Here is a 17,949-nt window from a genome sequence, read left to right on the forward strand (position 1 = left end):
ACAGATGTGACATGGGTTACATCTCTCAAGGTAGGACGCGTATCCGACGGGGACCACGGGCCGGCGGCCCAGCGTTGCGCGGCCGGGTTGTGCCGTGAACACAAACCGTGCGGTTCCGGCGGTGTGCGGGAGTACTGTCAGCGGCCATGGCGCTCGACAACGATCCCCTCGTACGTGAGGTGGCGGGGCGGATCAAGGCCGACCTGGACCGCCTGACACCCACGATGACCTCGATGTTCGTCGAGGTCATCCCCGAGTTCCGGCACGACGACGAGGTACGCAGGCTGATGGTGGCCAGCACCGAATCCAACCTCGCGGCCATGCTGGACATGCTCACCCTGGCCATCGGTCTCGACGACTTCGCCGTGCCGCCGGCCGCCGCCGAATACGCCCGCCGCTTCGCCCAGCATGATCTGTCGTTGGAGGCGCTGTTGCGTGCCTACCGGCTCGGCGAGCACATGTTCGGGCAGTGGGTCCTGACCGTGCTGGCCGAACTGAGCCCGTCGACCGACGTCGCCCTGGTCACCGCCGCGCGCATCGCGGCACTGGTCAACGGCTACATCGATCGGGTGATCGAGGGCCTGATCGACATCTACGCGAGCGAACGCCGCCGCTGGGACGCGCGTACCGACGCCGCCCGCGCCGCCCAGGTGCGCGCGGTACTCGACGCGGAGGACCTCGATCTGGCCTCGGCCGAGCAGATGCTGTCGGCGTCGCTGCGCGGGTGGCACCAGTTCGTCCTGTTGTGGACTCCTCCGGTGACCCGCGACCCGGGCGCGGTGCTGCGGGCGGGCACCGCGCTGGTGGCCGCCGCCACCGGGAAGACCCCGATGACCGTCGAGATCGACGACCACACCCGGTGGGTCTGGATCGCCTCGGTGGGCCGACCCGCGCTCGATGCCGCGCGATTGGAGCGCGACCTGAGCGCGCACCCGAATCTGTCCATGGCCGTGGGAGATCCGGCCACCGGCCTCGACGGCTTCCGGCAGACCTTCCGTGATGCCCAGGCCGCCCGGGCGGTCGCGCTGGCCACACGCGGACGCGGGCTGACGGTCTACTCGGAGGTGGCGCTGGCTGCTCTGTTCGCCGACCACCTGCCCGAGGTCGAGGCGTGGGCCCGGCGCGTACTGGGCGGGCTCATGGGCGGAGACGAGACCGCCGCGCGGCTACGCGAGACGGTCCGCGCCTTCCTCGACACCCGCGGCAGCTACACCGATGCCGCCGCCCGGCTGCACGTTCACAAGAACACAGTCCACTACCGGGTGCGCAAAGTCGAAGAGCTGCTGGGGCATCCGCTCACCGAGCGCAGGCTCGACATCGAGGTCGCGTTGCTCGCCTGCGCGCAGCTGGGTCTGCCGAAGTCTGACCGGTCGGGAGTTTGACAGTTACCGTCGTCTGTCGCGAGGGGTGAAGCTCAGCCGGTTACGCCCAGGTGCCGGGCTTGGGCGCGGTGAACGGCGACCATTCGGGGTCCGCGCTGGGGGCGCCGGTGCGGCCGAAGTTCGGCATACGGCACACCCCGGAACACGACGACACCCTCTTCGACCGCCCCGCGCGGCGCACCGTTCTTCGTGTCCGTCGTTGTGATCATCGGTGAACTCCAATCTGCCGGTGCCGCCGAAGGAAACAATCGCGGTGCCGCCGGGTTCACCCACCTGTGCTCGAATGTAGGTCACAGGGCCCCAAGGCTTCTCGCTAGTTCTGGGCCGACTGGATAGAGCTTCTCCGGAGGGATGAGGCGCTTGGCGCGGTCGGCCCGCCCCTCGCGCAGATGTGCGGAGATCCGGTGCACGAGGGGGGTGCAATCGCGTATCTCTACGGTCCAGTCGCTGACGTAGCGTTCGACGATGTTTCGAGACAAGCCGACCTGAATGCTGCGGTGGTCGAGCTTCGCCCCCTGCATCGAGTACTCCGGATCCCATTGGACATGGACGAGCGCGTGCTTGAACATTGCCCGCCACTGTGCGGCATCAGCGTAGACCCGCCGCTCGGGGCTGGTGAGGACTGCGTGAGTGAGGGCCTCCTCCCATCCCGCCCGGGTGATCCGGACTGCGAGAATGCGTTCCTGACCAGGCTTGCGGGCCCAGTTGCTGCGCTGCATGAGCCATCGGAAAGACGGCTTGATCCACGTCATGCGATTGAGCGAGAAGGGCTCGACCAAGCGTTGCGCTGCGACAGCGGCGGAGGCGATGGCCTCGTTGAAGGCCTGGTAGACGACGATCGTGTCGCGGTCGAAGTCTGCGCGGATCTCGTACTGATTCATAACGAGCGCAGAGTATGGCCGTGCACGCCGTAGCCGCCACTGCTTTACCCACAGGGCTGGCCGTGAGGCAGCGTGTTGAAGCCGCGCGGCATCTGACCTCTCACCGCCACCCCTGCGCCACAACAGCTTTCAGGCTGAACGGCCGCCGATCACCGACGGCTGTCGATATCCGGACATTCGACCGCATCCGCCGAGCGCGATCATCAGTGTTCGTCGTAGTGCCCGTTGTGGGGTGCGTGCCGGTGCCCATCGTGGATGTAGTCGACGTGGTCGCCATGGGGCACGGCGGTGTGGCCGCAGCCCTCGCCGTGGACGTGATCGTGGCTTTCGTGCGCGGTGTGCGCGGTCGGTTCGCACTCGTCGTAGTGATCGCCGTGTGCGCGGTGCAGGTGACCGTCGTGCACGTAGTCGGTGTGGCCGCTGTGTGGAACAGCTACATGTCCGCAACCTTCGCCGTGATGGTGGTCGTGCTCGGCGTGCGCCGCATGCTCGGGTGTGGTCATGATCCTCGTTCCTTTCTCGCGCCTCTCTTTGTCCGCTTCCCCTCCGCTGTCATTTTCACATCATAATGTGCGCATCCTTTTGCGTATGTGCTGATCGGTAGCTATTTCTCGGGTGGCCTGATGTGCTCGGCAGCCTGCCGATTCGCATGGATGACCGGTTCGGATTCGGCTTGAAAAGGTGTGGAATGGCTGTCACTTTGCTGGTAACGATCTTGAATTTCAAGATCTCGTGAAGGTTGCATGATGGCTGGTCTGGTTTCAGCAAACGTGCTGTGCCGTCACCGCTGTTCGAGGCTGGGCGGTGGTGAGGAGGACGCTGGCGGTGAGTGCGAAGGCTGCGGCGAGGGAGATGACGGTGATGGTCGCGTGGAGGAGGGCCAGGGCCGAGGCGGTGAGTACGGCGGTGAAGGCGGGGCGGATGATCGCGGCGGGGGAGCGGGAGGAGAGGAGGGCGCCGAGTACGACGCCGGGGATCGCGCCCAGGACAAGGGATCCGGTGAGGGCGAGGCGGACATCGCCGAACAGCAGGTGCCCGAGGGTGGCGGCGGCGACGAGGGGGATGGCCTGCACGATGTCGGTGCCCACCAGCTGGTTGGGGCGCAGGGTGGGGTAGACGATCACCAGTGCGGCCATCATGACCGCGCCCGCACCGACGGAGGTGAGTCCGACGAGCAGGCCGCCGAGGACTCCGATCAGGACGGTCGGGACGGGACGGATCGTCAGCGGCAGGTCGTCGGTGGCGAGCGGGCTTCGGCGTCGGCGTTCGATCGCTTGGCGCGCGAGGGTGAAGACGACGGACAGGGTGAGTCCGACCCCGATGGCGAATTTCAGATTGTTCTGGACGGCCGCGGCATGGCCGAGCACACCGACCAGGACCGCGCCGAGGAAGGCTGAAGGGACCGATCCGAGGGCGAGCAGCCCGGCCAGCCGCCAGTGAACTGTTCTGCGGCGCAGGTGAACCGGGACCGCGAACGGTTTCATGATGAGCGAGGCGAACAGGTCGTTGGAGATGGCGGCCAGGGGTGGGATGCCGAAGCCGAGGACCAGCACCGAGGTCAGCAGGGCGCCGCCGCCCATGCCGGTGAGGCCGACGAAGAACCCGATGACGAGCCCGACGGCGCCCAGGGTGGGGGAATGCATGTGTGTGTGCCTTCTGAGGATGACGCGCGGCCGGTCTCGGCGCGCGGTGCGGAGAATCGGGGAGGAGTGCCGGAGGGCTCACACGATGCGGTGGTGATGCGCATCAGGTCGATGTGCAGGCGGCGGATCAGCCTAATGCGGGCGGGAATGGTCATGGGGTTCAGGGGTTTTCGGTGCGCGTGAGGAACAGTGGACTGGTCCATGCCTGGTGGCCGTCGAATTGGCGGGCGCGAAGGTAGACGGCACTGTCGTGCGGCGGCACCGCGAGAGTCACGGCGCCGCGCACGCTGACCGGGAGCCCGGCCGGGTCGGCGATGCGTTCGATCCGGATCCGGAGATCGAGCCCGCCCATGGCGAGTTCCCGGTGACCCGACCGGATCAGCTCGGCACCGGTCACCTCGAGCGTGCCGCGCCGATCGTCCTCACGCACGGTGGTCTCCAGCTCGAAGCGGGCGTCGGCAAGCGCTCCGAGGGTCACGACCACGCCGATATCCGCGCCGTAGGTTGTTGTGCGCCAGGTGATCTCGTTGCCGGTAGCAGCGATCCGCTGTTCGAGGTGCAGGGCCGCCCAGGGCTCGGCGGCCACGACGTCGGTGCCGATGATCCGCATTCGTCCGGTCCAGCTCGCCCAGCGATACCGATCGCGATGGCGGGCCCCGCCCCAGCGCACGCGAACGAGCGTGTCCGACAAGCCGGTTTCGGCGTGCAGGTCGCGCCGCCAGACCTCGCCGGTGGCGTCGAAGAGCCGTATCTCCTCCCATCCGCTGGTGCCGTACACGGCGTACTCGGCATCGAGTTCGGTTGCGGCGGAGACGATATCGTCACCCATCCACCGGTCGCCCGAGCGCAGCAGGGCGACCGCCCGGGCGCCGGTGGTGGCCCAGGTGCGCCGGGCGCGCAGGGTCCGGCCCACCTCGGCGGCGGTCAGCTCGGGTGCGAGGACGCCGGTCAGGCCGCCGGCCGCCCCGAAGATGTTGGCGCCGGGCGCCCCGCTGCCGGGCCGTCCGCGGTGCTCGTCGCTGGCGGCGCTGGCGCCCAGGCGCAGCCCGCGGGCGAGGGCGTCCTCGAGGAACCAGGGGCTCGAGCCCCAGGTGGAGTGGACCTCGATCAGCCGCTCCAATTCCGGGTGATGCCAGTCGAGGACGGCGCGCCGACCGCCGACGTGCGGAATGAGCAGGTAGGAGTCGGGGTCCTCGTCGTAGGCCGCGTACAGCTCGGTGATGGGCCAGGTTTCGGGCACGGGGATGGTGCTCGACATGTTCGCGTGCCAGGTGAGCGATCGGGCGAGAGTGGTGTCCTCGCCGAGGAATACGACATTGTGGTCGCCGCCGACGCCTGCGGTGCCGCACCATTCCACACCCGGATAGCAGACGAACCGGCCGTCCTCCCCGGCCCGCCGGCAGGCGGCGACCACCTCGTCCCAGGTTTCGTCCGTGATCTGGAAGTCGTTGGCGGTGTAGCCGAGCACATCCAGCGCGCCGATCTCGCGTCCATAGGCGAGATTCCATGCGGTGTCCTGGGTTCCGACGGTGTCGTCGGAATGCACGTGCAGGTCCGCGAAGAACGCGCGCGGTGCCGGCAGGTCGGCGATGGTATCGAGGTGGCAGCGCGCGGATGCGACTGCGCCGCCGTCGAATTCGGCCGCCACCAGGATCTCGTCGGTGTCGTCGACCGGCGGCACGGTGAGGGTGGCGCGCGCCCAGCCCGTCGCGGGCGTGGCCGCGGTGGCGACGGTGCGGTCAGCGCGGATGGCGCGCAGCCGGACGGGCAGGTCGCGGCAGGCGTTGCCCCAGCGGTCCTGCAGATGCGCGTGCAGGTCGACCGCCCCGGCATCGGCGCGCACCAGCCGGGGGCCGTGCACGACCAGGCGTTCGGGCGGGCCGGGCACGATAGCGAGATGGCAGGCGCCGGCGTGCGCCATGCGGGAGGTGCCGAGCGGGTCGACGAACAGATGGAAGGCGAAGGCATCCTCCACGAAGGTCTGCACCCGCGTACCGGGACCACCGAAACGCCGGTCTCCGAGCCGGATTTCGATCACGTCACCGGGTCGCAGATATCCGTCCACCACATGGACGAGAACGGATTTCTGGAAGGGCCGCTCGCCGCCCTTCACGTCGTAGCGCACGTCCAGGCGCTGTGCGGTGGCAGCGCTGTCCGGTGACGCGCCGCCGATCAGCGACCGGTGTATCAGCCGCGCGCTCGCGTAGTCGCGTCCGGCGGGGTCGCCGACCTGGAGGTCCCAGTCCGAGTAGTACCGGAAGCAGAGCTTGAGCCATCCGCTGTCGGCGATCCCGGAGCTGCCGACGATGTAGGTCAGCACCAGCTCCTCCGTCGCGCCCGCGGTCAGGGTGTGGGTCGAGCAGGTCAGCGTGCCCAGGAACGGCAGGGCTGTGATCTCGACCGTAATACGTTCGCGCACAGCGGGATCCGAGCAATCGTTGATTCGCGGGCCGTCGTGCGGGCGCAGCGGCACCGGCGCCGTGGGGGAGAGCCGCAGATCGGGGTGCGTGGGCATGCCGATGATTCTGGGCCGCCCGAACTATCCAGTCCAAGGTATGAATATGATCGTATTCATCATCGAGAGTGATTGATCGGATGAACCTTCAGCAGTTGCGCTATGTGGTCGCCGTAGCCGAGCTCGGCAGTTTCACCAAGGCGGCCGCCGATCTGTTCGTCGTGCAGTCGGCGCTGAGCCAGCAGGTGCGCAAACTCGAGGACGAACTCGGGGTGCGGCTGTTCGCGCGCACCACCCGGTCGGTCGTCCCGACCCCGGAGGGGGAGGCGCTGCTGCCGCAGATCCGGCAGGTGCTCGCCGGAGTGGATCGGCTCGTCATCGACGCACAAGCGCTGCACGGCGCCGTACGTGGCCGGTTGACCGTGGGGCTGATGGAGGTGCCGCCGGAGCTGCTGGACGTCGCCGCGCTCATGGCGGCCTTCCACGCCCGCTATCCGGAGGTGAGCGTGACACTGCGCAGCGGCGGCAGTGACCTGCTGGTCGGTGCGGTGCGCGACCGCAAACTCGATGTCGCGATCGTGGGACTGGCCGTCGAATCGGCCATGGCGCACGTGGAATTCACCCCACTGCTGAGCGAGCCGTTGGTCGCGGTGCTGCCGGTCGATCATCCGGCGTCGGCGGCCGCGTCGGTTTCCGTGCACGACCTGGCGGCCTGCCCATTCATCGACTTCCCGCCCGGCTACGGCCTGCGCCACGAGACCGACCGCGGATTCACCAGTGTGACAAGGCATGTCGCGTTCGAGGTCACCCGAGTCGAGCAGGTTGCGCAGTTCGTCCGTCAGGGTCTGGGTGTGGCGTTGCTGCCGGAGTCCGTCGCCCGGTCGCATGCCGACCGGGACGCGAGCCTGGTGCTTCGGCAAGTATCCGACGCCGAACTTCGGCGGCAGGTCAACCTGGTGGCGCCCCGAGCTCCGGTCTCGGCCGCCTGCCAGGCGTTCGTCAGGTGCGTGAACGAATTCGTGCTGAGCGCCGTGCACTCGCGGTGATGCCCGGACACCAACCGAACGAACTCCGCCTATCCATGCTCTGAAACGGGTTCCTGGGCGGCCGCTTTCGAGTACTTTCGCAACATGTTCCAGTTTCGTCGGTGACTCGCGGCGAGACCTGTGCGGACAGAAGGGCTGGTCATGGCGGCGACGGACTACATCATCATCGGTTCCGGGAGCGCCGGGGCCATTATTGCCCGCAGGCTGGCCGATACCGGCGCCGCTGTCACGCTGCTCGAGGCGGGCGGTCGCGACAACAGCCGGCTGGTGCGCAAGCCCGGCATGATCGGTCCGATGCACAGCGTGCCGCAGCTGAAGAAGCGGATCGACTGGGGCCACTACACCGTCGAGCAGAAGCATGCCCTGGGCCGAACCATCCCGCAGACGCACGGCAAGGTGGTCGGCGGTTCGAGCTCGGTCAACGGCATGGTGTTCGTGCGCGGCAACCGGCGGAACTTCGACGACTGGGCCGGCGAGGGCAACAACGGCTGGTCGTATGAGGACGTGCTGCCGAGCTTCAAGAAATTCGAGTCGTTCGAGGACGGCGCGAGCGAGTTCCGCGGTGGCGCAGGTCCGATCAAGGTGATCCGGGCGCGCGATCTGACGCCCGCGTCGGAGTCGTTCATGGAAGCGCTGGCCGAAACCACCGACCTGCCGCGCAACCCCGACTACAACGGCGCCGAGCAGGAAGGCGTCTCGATCTTCCAGCAGAGCAACAGCAACGGGTTGCGCTACAGCACCTCGGTCGGTTATCTCGACGATCGCCCGAAAACCCTTACCGTGCTGCCGAATACGCACGTGACACGCATCGTGATCGAGAACGGTCGGGCCACCGGTGTGGAATTCCGGACCGAGCAGGGCATCGAAGTGCTGCGTGCCGAGCGCGAGATCATAGTCAGCGCAGGAACATTCGGCTCTCCGCAGCTGCTCATGCTCTCGGGCATCGGACCGGCCGATCATCTCCGCGCCTTCGGCATCGACGTCGTCGCCGACCTCCCGGTGGGCGACAACCTGCACGACCACCTGTTCGTGCCGATGACCTTCGCCATGCCGACCGCCGTGCGCCGTTCGTCCGCGGGCTATTTCGCCCGGGCGTTTCTGCGGGAGTCGTTGCGCAACAACAGCACCTGGCTGGCGCGCAGCGTGTTCGAAGTTGTCGCGTTCCTGCGCACCCCGCATGCGGCCGGGGCGCCCGATCTGCAACTGCACGTGCTGCCGTGGAGCTATCCCGGCCCCAATCAGGATGCCCCGATCCGCCACACCCCCGATCCGCGCCGGTCACTGACCGTCCTGGTGACGATGATCTACCCGCAGAGCCGGGGCACGCTGCGCCTGACATCGGCCGACCCCACCGCTGCGCCCGCCATCGACCCCAACTATCTCGCCGAGCAGCGCGACGTGGACACGCTGGTGTACGGCATGGAGCTGACCCGAGAGGTCATGGCCGCAAAGTCGATCAGCAGCGCGGTGGACACCGAGATCTCTCCGGGCCCGCAATACCCCGCCCGCGCGGAGCTGGCCGCCGAAGTCCCCAACCGCGCAACCACCGTCTATCACCCCGTCGGCACCTGCCGCATGGGTGTAGACGACCGCGCGGTCGTAGACCCGGCACTCCGGGTGCGCGGAGTGGCCGGACTGCGCGTCGCCGACGCCTCGATCATGCCCAGCATCGTCGGCGGCAACACCAACGCGTCCACCATGATGATCGGCGAACACGCCGCCTCGATCATCCTGGCCTGAGCGCTATCGAGTGCGCCGCCGCATCCGATCGATCAGCGACTGCCCCGAGAGCTCCTTGTCGACTGCCAGGAGATAGGAGACGGGTGATTCACGGTGGAGAGTCCGGCGGGCCTTTCGCCGGTCCGCCACGTAGGACCCCACTCCGAGGGCCACCCCTCCGGCCACCGCCACCGGGTGTCCGGTAGCAGCGCCCAAAGTGGCACCGGCCCCGAGCAATGTGCCTGCCGCGGCTTCGCTGATATCTACCTTCAGCCCCAGCAAGCCGATGCTGGATTCGACGCCCAGGGCACGCAGCGCGCGGCGGAGCTCGTCGAGTTGCGGCTTGGTATTGGCGTTGTAGACGCTCTGCAGGTGCTTCTCCGCGATGACCGGATCCGCAATGGCGGCAATGGTTCCCAGCTCCGCGGACAACGATGCGACGTGGGTGCGGAAGGCCGCCAGCTCGCCGCGATATCGATCCCGGAAGGAGATCAGCGTGTCCAGTGGCACCCCCTCGAGGTGATCGGGCCGGATGGATGCCTCGACGGCGAGGTGGACGTAGGCACCCTCGACATCGCCGATCGCAGGTACGGCGACATCCTCGTCGAGCAGGAGTTCGTAGAGGCGGTCCAGAGTGCCCACGGCGCTGTGCGCGTCGACATCGTCGGTCGCCGGGGCCAGCGCGCGGTGTTGCGACACCACATCGGCCAGCGCGGTCAGGTAGATCCGGGCCAGCGCGGGATGCAGACCGACGTAGACGGCATCGTCCTCGTCCACGATGACGGCGAGATCGGCCGCCTCGAACGAACTGAGCAGGGTACGAGCCATTTTCGGTCCACTCTGCCCTGCGTGTACCCACACCAGGCCCGGGTAGCTGCCGCGCAGCCCGGGTACCGCTCGCCCGCCGGCTGTTTCCTCGATGGCCTGCTGCCAGGCGAATCGCTCCCGCAGATCCTCTCCGCCCAACTCCACGATCTCCCGGAACACATCCGCGATCGCCACCAGTTCCCGGCGCGAGGGTTCCACCCCGAAGAGGAAGTCCGTCTCCGACTGCAACTGCAACACCAGGTCCGAGTCCACGTCCATGGTGAGCCGCGGCTGAATCCGCCCGACCGAATCCCAGGTCAGAATCGCGAGCTTGAGCCAGTTCTCGTTCCGGAAACGCATTCACGGGTAGTACAGGGCGATCTTAGACACTCGTCCAGCATGCCACCGCTACCACGTTCGCCGTCGCAATGTTGTTGCAGCGGAGTCTGTTCCGTGTGCCGATCCCGCCGCCCTCCACCATTCGTTGTTTTCGCTGACAGTGATGACGGATCCTCGGTCGCTACCAGGGCAGCGTTCCGGAGGCGTCGAAATAGCCTCCGGTGGGACCGTTTTGGGGAACGCGGGCCATCCGTACGATGATCTCGGCACCCTCCTCGACGGTCTGCCTGCCCGCGTGGGCGTTGAGGTCGGTCGCGGTGTATCCGGGTTCCACCGCGTTGATCCGAATTTCCGGGAACGCTTTCGCGTATTGCACGGTGATTCTGTTCAGCGCGGTTTTCGATGCGGGATAGGACAATCCGGGATAGGCGTAGGTTTGGGTGCCGGGGGTGGTGCCGCGTGCCATCGAGGCCAGGGAACTGCTGACATTGACGATGACCGGTGCGGTGGATTGCCGTAGCAGCGGCAGGAACGCGTGCACGACGCGCACGACGCCGAAAACATTGGTGTCGAATACCGCTCGCATCATGTCGGCTGTGACGTCGGCCAGATCGACCGCGCCATTGCCCTCGATATCGATGCCCGCGTTGTTGACCAGCACGTCGAGTCCGCCGTCCGCCTCGGTGATCTTCGCGGCCGCGGCGACGGACGCGTCGTCGGTGACATCCAGCTGGACGGAGCGTGCCCCGATTTCCGCCGCGGCGAGCCGCCCACGTTCGGCGTCGCGGCTGCCGACATACACGGTGTGCCCCGCCGCGACGAGCCGACGGGCGGTTTCGAAACCCAGCCCCTTGTTGGCGCCGGTAATGAGTGTTGTTGTCATGTCCTCAGATTCGCGCCGCCCCGCGGCATCAGCCAGTCGCCTGATCTTCCTGGGACTGTCGATACCAGGCTGGGACGGCCGATATCGAGCGATCCGCCGACGGTGAGCGGATCGGCGAACGGGCAGAATGAATCCCATGGCCACAGCGGAATTCGGAGTAGCGGTGCGGCGCTGGCGCGATCAGGTATCGCCCGACGCCGTAGGGCTGTCGGCGAACGGCGCGCGCCGTGCGCCCGGCCTGCGCCGTGAGGAACTGGCGCTGCTGGCCGGTATTTCCGTCGACTACGTCACCCGGCTCGAACAGGGCCGAGCATCCAACCCCTCGCCCCAGGTGGTCGAGGCGCTGGCGCGGGCCTTGCGCTTGTCGGCCGACGAGCGTGCGCACCTGTATCGGCTGGCCGGACTGGTACTGCCCGAGCCCGGAACCGTCCCGACCGCCATCCCGCCCGCCGTACAGCGCATGCTGGATCGGCTGGTCGGCATCCCGGTCGCCGTCTTCGACGCGTCCTGGACACTATTGCAAGCGAATCCGGCATGCGCGGCGCTGCTGGGCGATTCGACGACCTGGCAGGGCAACGAACGCAACCGGGTGTGGCGGCATTTCATCGGCCCCGGCTCCGTCGGCCGCTACGCACCGGGCACCCTCGAATCCCTCGAAACCGCACTGGTATCCGACCTGCGCGCCGCCGAGGCCCGCTACCCCGCCGACCAGCGCCTGCGCCGCCTCATCGCCGACCTGCGCACCCATAGCCCCCGCTTCGCCGCATTCTGGGAGTCCGGCGCCGTCGCCGGCTACGACATCACGGTCAAGACCGTCGACCACCCGACAGCGGGCGCCCTGACCCTGGACTGCGCAGTCCTCACGGTGGCGGGCTGCGACCTGCGAATCATGATCGACACCGCCGAGCCCGGCAGCGCAGACGCCGAACGCCTTTCCCTGCTCACCGCCCTCGGAACCCCAACCGCCATCGGCTGATCATTCGGGCCGGACGGCGTCGGACCACGTCACCCGAACTCGGCCTGACCGACAGTAATTACGTCATCCGACGCTCGCCGCGGCCTTCCCGCGAAACCTATCTTCCTCGACGCGGACGCTCGCGCCCGCGATTCACGGCTCGCGAAGAGGAAGGGGTCCCACTGATGACAGCCACATCCCAGTACGCCGTCGCCGACGGCCCTGTGGCCGAGGCCGACGCCACACCCGCGCAGGTCTCGCCGGCCTGGCTGCTGCATCGACCGCCGGGTGACGACTACGTCATGGTCGGCGTCAGCCGACAGATGTGGCGGTGGGGGAGCGGAAACCAGAGTGGAAGCCGCACAACGTGCTTCACCTCGAAAGGACAATGACATGGTCGACATTCGACGCCCCCGGATGCGGCGCGCGGGCCGGGCGATCGCGGCGGTCACGGCGGCGGTCGCGGCCGGTAGCCTCGTCGTCGCCTGCACCGCGAGCACCACCACCCATGCCGGACCGACCGAGGACGCGCCGAAGCCGACCATCGTGCTGGTGCACGGTGCGTTCGCGGACGGATCGAGCTGGAACGATGTCATCGACCAACTCCGCAAGGACCACTATCCGGTTGTCGCGGCAGCCGATCCGCTGCGCGGGCCCGCCGCCGACGCCACCACCCTGCGGGGGCTGATCAGCCACACCAACGGACCCGTCGTGCTGGTCGGCCACTCCTACGGCGGATCGGTCATCAGCGCCGCCGCGGCCGGCAGCGATCAGGTCAAGGCGCTGGTGTACGTGGCGGCATTCCTGCCCGCACCCGGCGAGACCGCGCTGGAGCTGACCAACAAGTTCCCCGGGTCGACCCTGCCCGGCACGCTCGACCCGGTCCCGTTCACCAATCCCGACGGCAGCACCGGCACCGACCTGTACATCCAGCAGGCCAAGTTCCACGACCAGTTCGCCGCCGACGTCCCGGCCGACCGCGCCGCCCTGGCTGCCGCCGCCCAGCGTCCGATCCTGCAGGCCGCGCTCGAGGAGAAGGCCACCGTCGCCGCCTGGACCGACAAGCCCAGCTGGGACGTGATCACCACCCAGGACCTCAACATCCCCGTTGCGGCACAACGGTTCATGGCCGAGCGGGCGCACGCGCAGGTCACCGAGATCGCGGCCTCGCACTCGGTGGCCGCCTCGCACCCCGATCGGGTGGCCGAGGTGATCGAGCAGGCCGCCAAGAATTCCGCCCACTGACAATCGCCAAAGACGTTCGAGGAGAACACGAATCATGGATATGAAACTGGAAGTCGTCGTCCTGCCCGTCGCCGACGTCGACCGCGCCAAGGCCTTCTACACCGAGCGCCTCGGCTTCCGTCTCGACGCCGATTTCCCCGTGGACGACGGTTATCGCGTCGTGCAGGTCACCCCGCCCGGCTCGGAGTGCTCGGTCATCTTCGGCACCGGCGTCACCGCGGCCGAGCCCGGATCCCTGCGGGGTCTGCATCTGATCGTCACCGATATCGAGAAGGCCGTCGTGGAGTTGACCGAGCGCGGAATCGCCGTGGACGGACCGTTCCGTGATGCCACCGGTGTGTTCCACCACGCCGGAACCGAAGGCCGCGTCCCCGGAGCGGATCCGCAGCGACGCAGCTACGGATCGTTCGCCGCGTTCACCGATCCGGACGGCAACGACTGGTTCCTGCAGGAAATCACGCAGCGCGCACCCGGCCGCTGACTCGGCCATCGAAGGGAACCCCATGTCCGACAAGGAAGTTCGTACCTACGACGTCGTGGTCGTCGGGGCCGGGCCGGTCGGTGAGAATGTCGCCGACCGGACCCGCGCCGCCGGGTTGAGCACCGTGATCGTCGAATCCGAACTGGTGGGCGGCGAATGCTCGTACTGGGCATGCGAACCCAGCAAGGCGCTGCTGCGTCCCGCACTGCTCTACCGCGAGGCCGCCCGCTTCCCCGGTGTCGGGGAGGCGGTCACCGGACCCCTCGACGCGGCCGCGGTGCTGAAGCATCGCGACCGGATGGTGGCCGACTGGGACGACCGGGACCAGCTCGACTGGCTCGCCTCGGTCGATGTCGAACTCATCCGCGGCCACGGCCGGCTCGAGGGACCCCGGCGAGTGACGGTCGAGACGCGCGAGGGCGAGACCGTGCGGCTCGCCGCCCGCTATGCGGTGGCCGTGTGCACCGGCACGTCGGCCGCCCTCCCGCCACTGCCGGGCCTGGATGCCGCGCGGCCGTGGACGAGTCGCGAGGCCACCAGCGCCCGGGAGGTACCGGACCGGCTCGCGATTCTGGGAGCCGGAGTCGTCGCCACCGAGATGGCCGCCGCCTGGCAGGCATTGGGCGCGCGGGTCACCCTCATCGCCCGCGAATCCCGGCTGCTGGGCCGGGTCGAAGCCTTCGCCGCGGACCTGGTCGCCGAGCAGCTCCGGGCCGCCGGAGTGGACCTGCGGTTCGGTACCACCATCACCGCCGCCGAGCGCGCGGGCGGACCCGACGACAGCATCCACCTCACCCTCGCCGACGGCACCCGGCTGGTCGCCGATGAACTCTTGCTCGCGACCGGACGCGCACCCCGGACCGACGACCTCGGCCTCGACACGATCGGCCTGACACCCGGCCAGTGGCTCACCACCGACGACACCTTCACCGTGACCGCGGTCGACGGGGAGTGGTTGTATGCGGTCGGGGACGTGAATCATCGTGCGCTGCTGACCCATCAGGGCAAGTACCAGGCCCGCATCGCCGGGGCGGTCATCGCCGCCCGGGCGCGCGGGCTGGCGCTGGACACCGGTCGCTGGGGCCGCCACGCGGGGACCGCGGACCTCGAAGCGGTGCCGCAGGTCGTGTTCACCGACCCGGAGATCGCGGCGGTGGGTCTCACCACCGAGGACGCCGCGCGCGCCGGGCGCGACGTGGACGTCGTCGACTACGACATCGGCCGGGTCGCCGGTGCGATCCAGCACGATCCCGGCTATCGGGGCCGGGCCAGGGTCCTGATCGACCCGGACCGCCGGGTCATCGTCGGCGCGAGCTTCGCCGGGCCGGGCGTCGCCGAACTGCTGCACTCGGCCACCATCGCCATCGCCGGCGAGGTCCCCCTCGACCGTCTCTGGCATGCGGTGCCGTCCTTCCCCACCATCAGCGAAGTCTGGCTCCGGCTGCTGGAAACCTATCGCGACCAACAGAATTCGCCGACCGAGGGAGAAGCCAGATGATCACCTACGACCGGCTCTACGTCGGCGGTTCGTGGACCGAACCCAGCGAACCGGCACTGCTGGAGATCCTCTCGCCGCACGATCGATCGGTCATCGGCTGGGCGGCGCAGGCGCAACCCGCCGATGTGGACCGCGCGGTGGTGGCGGCGCACGCGGCCTTCGAGGGCCGTGTCTGGCGCGATACCTCGCCCGCCGCGCGAATCGCGGCCTTGCGGCAGTTCAACAAGCTGCGCGAGGAGCAGGCCGACCGGATCGCCGAGATCATCACCGACGAAAACGGTTCCGCCGCATGGTTCACCAGGGCCGGCCAGGCCGGTCTGACCCGGCAGGCGAATGCCTACCTCGCGGCGGCCGAGAATTGCGACTGGGAGCGCACGCTCACCCCGTCGGACCCGGATACCGGTGTGCGCAGCGTGGTCCGGCGCGAACCGGTCGGCGTGGTGGCGGCGGTGATTCCGTGGAATTCGCCCTTCTCGTCGGCGACGTCGAAGATCCTGCCCGCCCTGCTCGCCGGAAACTCGGTGGTGCTGAAGGTGTCTCCGGAGAACTCGCTGAGCATGGGTCTGCTGGCCGAGCTGGTGGATCGAATCGGCCTGCCGGAGGGCGTGATCAGCGTGCTGCCCGCGGATCGGGAGACGAGCGAGTACCTGATCTCCCATCCGCGCGTGGACAAGATCGCGTTCACCGGCTCGACCGGGGCCGGTCGCCGGATCGCGTCCATCGCGGGCACCCAGCTCAAACGGGTGAGTCTCGAACTGGGCGGCAAATCGCCGGCGGTGATCCTGCCCGATGCGGATCTGACGGCGGTGATGAACGGCCTGAAATTCGGCTCGCTCTTGAACAATGGAGAGTCCTGTATCGCCCAGACACGGATCCTCGCCCCGCGCTCCCGCTACGAGGAGGTGGTCACGGCGCTGGCGGCGCTGGTCGAATCCTTGCCGGTCGGTGATCCGCGCGACCCGGAAACCTTCATCGGGCCCATGGTGCGCGGCGATCAGCAGCAGCGGGTCCGCGACTACATCGAGGCCGGTATTGCCGAAGGCGCGCGCCTGGTATGCGGCGGTCCGCAGGTCCCGACCGGACTGCGGGACGGCTTCTATGTCACCCCAACTGTTTTCGCCGACGTCACACCGGACATGCGCATCGCCCGTGAGGAAATCTTCGGCCCGGTCCTGGTCGTGCTTGCCTACGACGACATCGACGACGCGGTGCGCATCGCCAACGACTCCGACTACGGACTCTCCGGTGGCGTCTGGTCGGCGGACGAGGACGCCGCGCTGGCCGTTGCCCGCCGCATCCGGACCGGCACGGTCACCATCAACGGTGCACCGATCGGATTCGACGGCCCCTTCGGCGGATTCAAGACCAGCGGCATCGGCCGCGAGTACGGCGCGGTCGGTTTGGGCCAGTACACCGAGTATCAGACGATCACCGTCTGACGCCCCTGGTAAGGCGGTGCGTGCGATCGAGTCCGGCGAGACCGGACAGCGAACCGCCGGGCCCAGCGGCAGCTGCCGGACCCGGCGGTTCACGGGTTGTTCAGAGGTGGTCGGCGTCGATGATCGCCTGCGCGAACGGGCCCGGCGCCTCCTGCGGGACGTTGTGCCCGATGCCGTCGAGGACGCGGTGCTCATGTTTGCCGGTGTACTTGGCGGCGTACGGCTTTCCGTCCTTTGCCGTGCCGTCGAAGTCGCTGCCGATGGTGATCGCGGGCACGGTGATAGCCGGTCCGTTGGCGAGTTGCCGTTCGTAGGCGTCGTATCGCGGCTCGCCCGGGGCCAGGCTCAAGCGCCATCGATAGTTGGTGATGACGATGTCGACATGGTCGGGATTGTCGAAGGCGGCCGCAGTGCGGTCGTAGGTCGCGTCGTCGAAATTCCATGCCGGGGACGCGCGCTTCCAGATCAGCTTGTTGAAGTCGTGCCGATTGCGGGTGTATCCGAGGCGACCGCGTTCGGTGGCGAAGTAGTACTGGTACCACCAGCCGAGTTCGGCCTCCGGCGGCAGCGGCTGCTGCTGTGCCGCCTGCTGCGTGACGATATACCCGCTCACCGCGACCATCGCCTTGACGCGCTGCGGCCACAGCGCGGCGATGATGTCGACCGTGCGTGCGCCCCAATCGAATCCACCGAGCACGGCCTTGTCGATGTGCAGCGCGTCCATGAAGTCGGCGATGTCGCGCGCGATCGCCGACTGCTGGCCGTTGCGGACAGTCTGCGCGGACAGGAAGGTGGTCGGGCCGTAGCCGCGCAGGAACGGGACGAGGACCCGGTACCCGGCCGCCGCCAGCAGTGGCCCGACATCGGCGTAGCTGTAGGCGTCGTAGGGCCAGCCGTGCAACAGGATCACGGGTTGTCCGGTGCTGGGCCCGAATTCCGCGTAGCCGACGCTGAGGACCCCGGCGTCGATCTGCTTGATCGGTCCCAGTGTCGTATTCGCGCCCGAGCCCTTCCGCAGGTCCGCGCCGACCGGAGTCGTGGCCGCCGGCGCGGTCGCGGAATCCGTGCCGCAGGCACTCAGCGAGGCCGCGGCCAGGCTCGCCGCGCCCGCTGCGAGCGCACCACCGAAAAATCGTCTGCTGATGTTCATGTCCTCAGACGCTAGGAACCGGGCGA

Annotated in this window: 16 protein-coding genes; 9 read left to right on the forward strand and 7 right to left on the reverse strand. The window is 68.3% G+C overall.

Annotation, left to right across the window (positions count from 1 at the left end; genetic code table 11):
• The first annotated feature begins 146 nt into the window (after positions 1–146).
• Positions 147–1,382, forward strand: a complete 1,236-nt coding sequence (locus tag AB0L60_RS18285) for a helix-turn-helix domain-containing protein (RefSeq protein ID WP_364614888.1) — start codon at positions 147–149, stop codon at positions 1,380–1,382.
• A gap of 290 nt (positions 1,383–1,672) precedes the next feature.
• Here the strand turns inward: AB0L60_RS18285 and AB0L60_RS18290 are convergent, their stop codons facing one another.
• The 4 genes from AB0L60_RS18290 to AB0L60_RS18305 form a co-directional block, all read right to left on the reverse strand.
• Positions 1,673–2,263, reverse strand: coding sequence for a DUF4291 domain-containing protein (locus AB0L60_RS18290; protein WP_364614891.1), 591 nt, complete (start codon positions 2,261–2,263; stop codon positions 1,673–1,675).
• Positions 2,264–2,466: 203 nt separating this feature from the next.
• Entirely contained in the window at positions 2,467–2,766 is a 300-nt protein-coding gene (locus AB0L60_RS18295) for a hypothetical protein (RefSeq protein ID WP_364614894.1), read from the reverse strand.
• Positions 2,767–3,024: 258 nt separating this feature from the next.
• The gene (locus AB0L60_RS18300) at positions 3,025–3,906 is read right to left on the reverse strand and encodes a sulfite exporter TauE/SafE family protein (protein WP_364614897.1); all 882 of its coding nucleotides are present in this window, start codon (positions 3,904–3,906) and stop codon (positions 3,025–3,027) included.
• Between the two features lie 160 nt (positions 3,907–4,066).
• Positions 4,067–6,421, reverse strand: coding sequence for a hypothetical protein (locus tag AB0L60_RS18305; RefSeq protein WP_364614900.1), 2,355 nt, complete (start codon positions 6,419–6,421; stop codon positions 4,067–4,069).
• Between the two features lie 80 nt (positions 6,422–6,501).
• Between AB0L60_RS18305 and AB0L60_RS18310 the strand changes: the two genes are divergently transcribed.
• Together AB0L60_RS18310 and AB0L60_RS18315 are read left to right on the forward strand one after the other, a co-directional pair.
• Positions 6,502–7,407 carry a LysR family transcriptional regulator gene (locus AB0L60_RS18310; RefSeq protein ID WP_364614903.1) on the forward strand — a complete coding sequence of 302 codons (906 nt, stop codon included), beginning with the start codon at positions 6,502–6,504 and terminating at the stop codon, positions 7,405–7,407.
• A gap of 141 nt (positions 7,408–7,548) precedes the next feature.
• Positions 7,549–9,147, forward strand: a complete 1,599-nt coding sequence (locus AB0L60_RS18315; protein WP_364614906.1) for a GMC family oxidoreductase N-terminal domain-containing protein — start codon at positions 7,549–7,551, stop codon at positions 9,145–9,147.
• Between the two features lie 3 nt (positions 9,148–9,150).
• Here the strand turns inward: AB0L60_RS18315 and AB0L60_RS18320 are convergent, their stop codons facing one another.
• Positions 9,151–10,293 (reverse strand): DUF6236 family protein, encoded by a 1,143-nt coding sequence (locus AB0L60_RS18320; protein WP_364614909.1) that lies wholly within the window; start codon positions 10,291–10,293, stop codon positions 9,151–9,153.
• Positions 10,294–10,453: 160 nt separating this feature from the next.
• Positions 10,454–11,155, reverse strand: coding sequence for an SDR family NAD(P)-dependent oxidoreductase (locus AB0L60_RS18325; protein ID WP_364614912.1), 702 nt, complete (start codon positions 11,153–11,155; stop codon positions 10,454–10,456).
• Between the two features lie 136 nt (positions 11,156–11,291).
• Between AB0L60_RS18325 and AB0L60_RS18330 the strand changes: the two genes are divergently transcribed.
• The 6 genes from AB0L60_RS18330 (at position 11,292) to AB0L60_RS18355 (ending at position 16,773) form a co-directional block, all read left to right on the forward strand.
• Complete coding sequence (locus tag AB0L60_RS18330) at positions 11,292–12,131, forward strand: helix-turn-helix transcriptional regulator (protein ID WP_364614915.1); 840 nt, start codon at positions 11,292–11,294, stop codon at positions 12,129–12,131.
• Positions 12,132–12,295: 164 nt separating this feature from the next.
• Positions 12,296–12,502: a hypothetical protein gene (locus AB0L60_RS18335; protein WP_364614918.1), complete on the forward strand. Its 207-nt coding sequence runs from the start codon at positions 12,296–12,298 to the stop codon at positions 12,500–12,502.
• Position 12,503: 1 nt separating this feature from the next.
• Positions 12,504–13,355 (forward strand): alpha/beta hydrolase, encoded by an 852-nt coding sequence (locus tag AB0L60_RS18340; protein ID WP_364614921.1) that lies wholly within the window; start codon positions 12,504–12,506, stop codon positions 13,353–13,355.
• 34 nt (positions 13,356–13,389) lie between these two features.
• Entirely contained in the window at positions 13,390–13,836 is a 447-nt protein-coding gene (locus tag AB0L60_RS18345) for a VOC family protein (protein ID WP_364614924.1), read from the forward strand.
• A 22-nt stretch (positions 13,837–13,858) separates the two neighbouring features.
• Complete coding sequence (locus AB0L60_RS18350; RefSeq protein ID WP_364614927.1) at positions 13,859–15,334, forward strand: NAD(P)/FAD-dependent oxidoreductase; 1,476 nt, start codon at positions 13,859–13,861, stop codon at positions 15,332–15,334.
• Entirely contained in the window at positions 15,331–16,773 is a 1,443-nt protein-coding gene (locus AB0L60_RS18355) for an aldehyde dehydrogenase (protein WP_364614930.1), read from the forward strand. Before AB0L60_RS18350 ends, AB0L60_RS18355 begins: the two co-directional genes overlap by 4 nt.
• Positions 16,774–16,873: 100 nt before the next feature.
• On the opposite strand, the gene AB0L60_RS18360 is transcribed toward AB0L60_RS18355, so the two are convergent.
• Positions 16,874–17,923, reverse strand: coding sequence for an alpha/beta hydrolase (locus AB0L60_RS18360; protein ID WP_364614933.1), 1,050 nt, complete (start codon positions 17,921–17,923; stop codon positions 16,874–16,876).
• Between the last annotated feature and the right edge of the window lie 26 nt (positions 17,924–17,949).

The organism is Nocardia sp. NPDC051981, assembly GCF_040680715.1.
Taxonomy (GTDB): domain Bacteria; phylum Actinomycetota; class Actinomycetes; order Mycobacteriales; family Mycobacteriaceae; genus Nocardia.

Bases quoted from the DNA above. Each gene is read 5' to 3' on its own strand.
- AB0L60_RS18345 (WP_364614924.1), top strand. From the start codon at position 13,390: ATGGATATGAAACTGGAAGTCGTCGTCCTGCCCGTCGCCGACGTCGAC.
- AB0L60_RS18330 (WP_364614915.1), top strand. From the start codon at position 11,292: ATGGCCACAGCGGAATTCGGAGTAGCGGTGCGGCGCTGGCGCGATCAG.
- AB0L60_RS18360 (WP_364614933.1), bottom strand. From the start codon at position 17,923: ATGAACATCAGCAGACGATTTTTCGGTGGTGCGCTCGCAGCGGGCGCG.
- AB0L60_RS18350 (WP_364614927.1), top strand. From the start codon at position 13,859: ATGTCCGACAAGGAAGTTCGTACCTACGACGTCGTGGTCGTCGGGGCC.
- AB0L60_RS18305 (WP_364614900.1), bottom strand. From the start codon at position 6,421: ATGCCCACGCACCCCGATCTGCGGCTCTCCCCCACGGCGCCGGTGCCG.
- AB0L60_RS18335 (WP_364614918.1), top strand. From the start codon at position 12,296: ATGACAGCCACATCCCAGTACGCCGTCGCCGACGGCCCTGTGGCCGAG.
- AB0L60_RS18325 (WP_364614912.1), bottom strand. From the start codon at position 11,155: ATGACAACAACACTCATTACCGGCGCCAACAAGGGGCTGGGTTTCGAA.
- AB0L60_RS18295 (WP_364614894.1), bottom strand. From the start codon at position 2,766: ATGACCACACCCGAGCATGCGGCGCACGCCGAGCACGACCACCATCAC.
- AB0L60_RS18310 (WP_364614903.1), top strand. From the start codon at position 6,502: ATGAACCTTCAGCAGTTGCGCTATGTGGTCGCCGTAGCCGAGCTCGGC.
- AB0L60_RS18290 (WP_364614891.1), bottom strand. From the start codon at position 2,263: ATGAATCAGTACGAGATCCGCGCAGACTTCGACCGCGACACGATCGTC.
- AB0L60_RS18300 (WP_364614897.1), bottom strand. From the start codon at position 3,906: ATGCATTCCCCCACCCTGGGCGCCGTCGGGCTCGTCATCGGGTTCTTC.
- AB0L60_RS18355 (WP_364614930.1), top strand. From the start codon at position 15,331: ATGATCACCTACGACCGGCTCTACGTCGGCGGTTCGTGGACCGAACCC.
- AB0L60_RS18315 (WP_364614906.1), top strand. From the start codon at position 7,549: ATGGCGGCGACGGACTACATCATCATCGGTTCCGGGAGCGCCGGGGCC.
- AB0L60_RS18340 (WP_364614921.1), top strand. From the start codon at position 12,504: ATGGTCGACATTCGACGCCCCCGGATGCGGCGCGCGGGCCGGGCGATC.
- AB0L60_RS18320 (WP_364614909.1), bottom strand. From the start codon at position 10,293: ATGCGTTTCCGGAACGAGAACTGGCTCAAGCTCGCGATTCTGACCTGG.
- AB0L60_RS18285 (WP_364614888.1), top strand. From the start codon at position 147: ATGGCGCTCGACAACGATCCCCTCGTACGTGAGGTGGCGGGGCGGATC.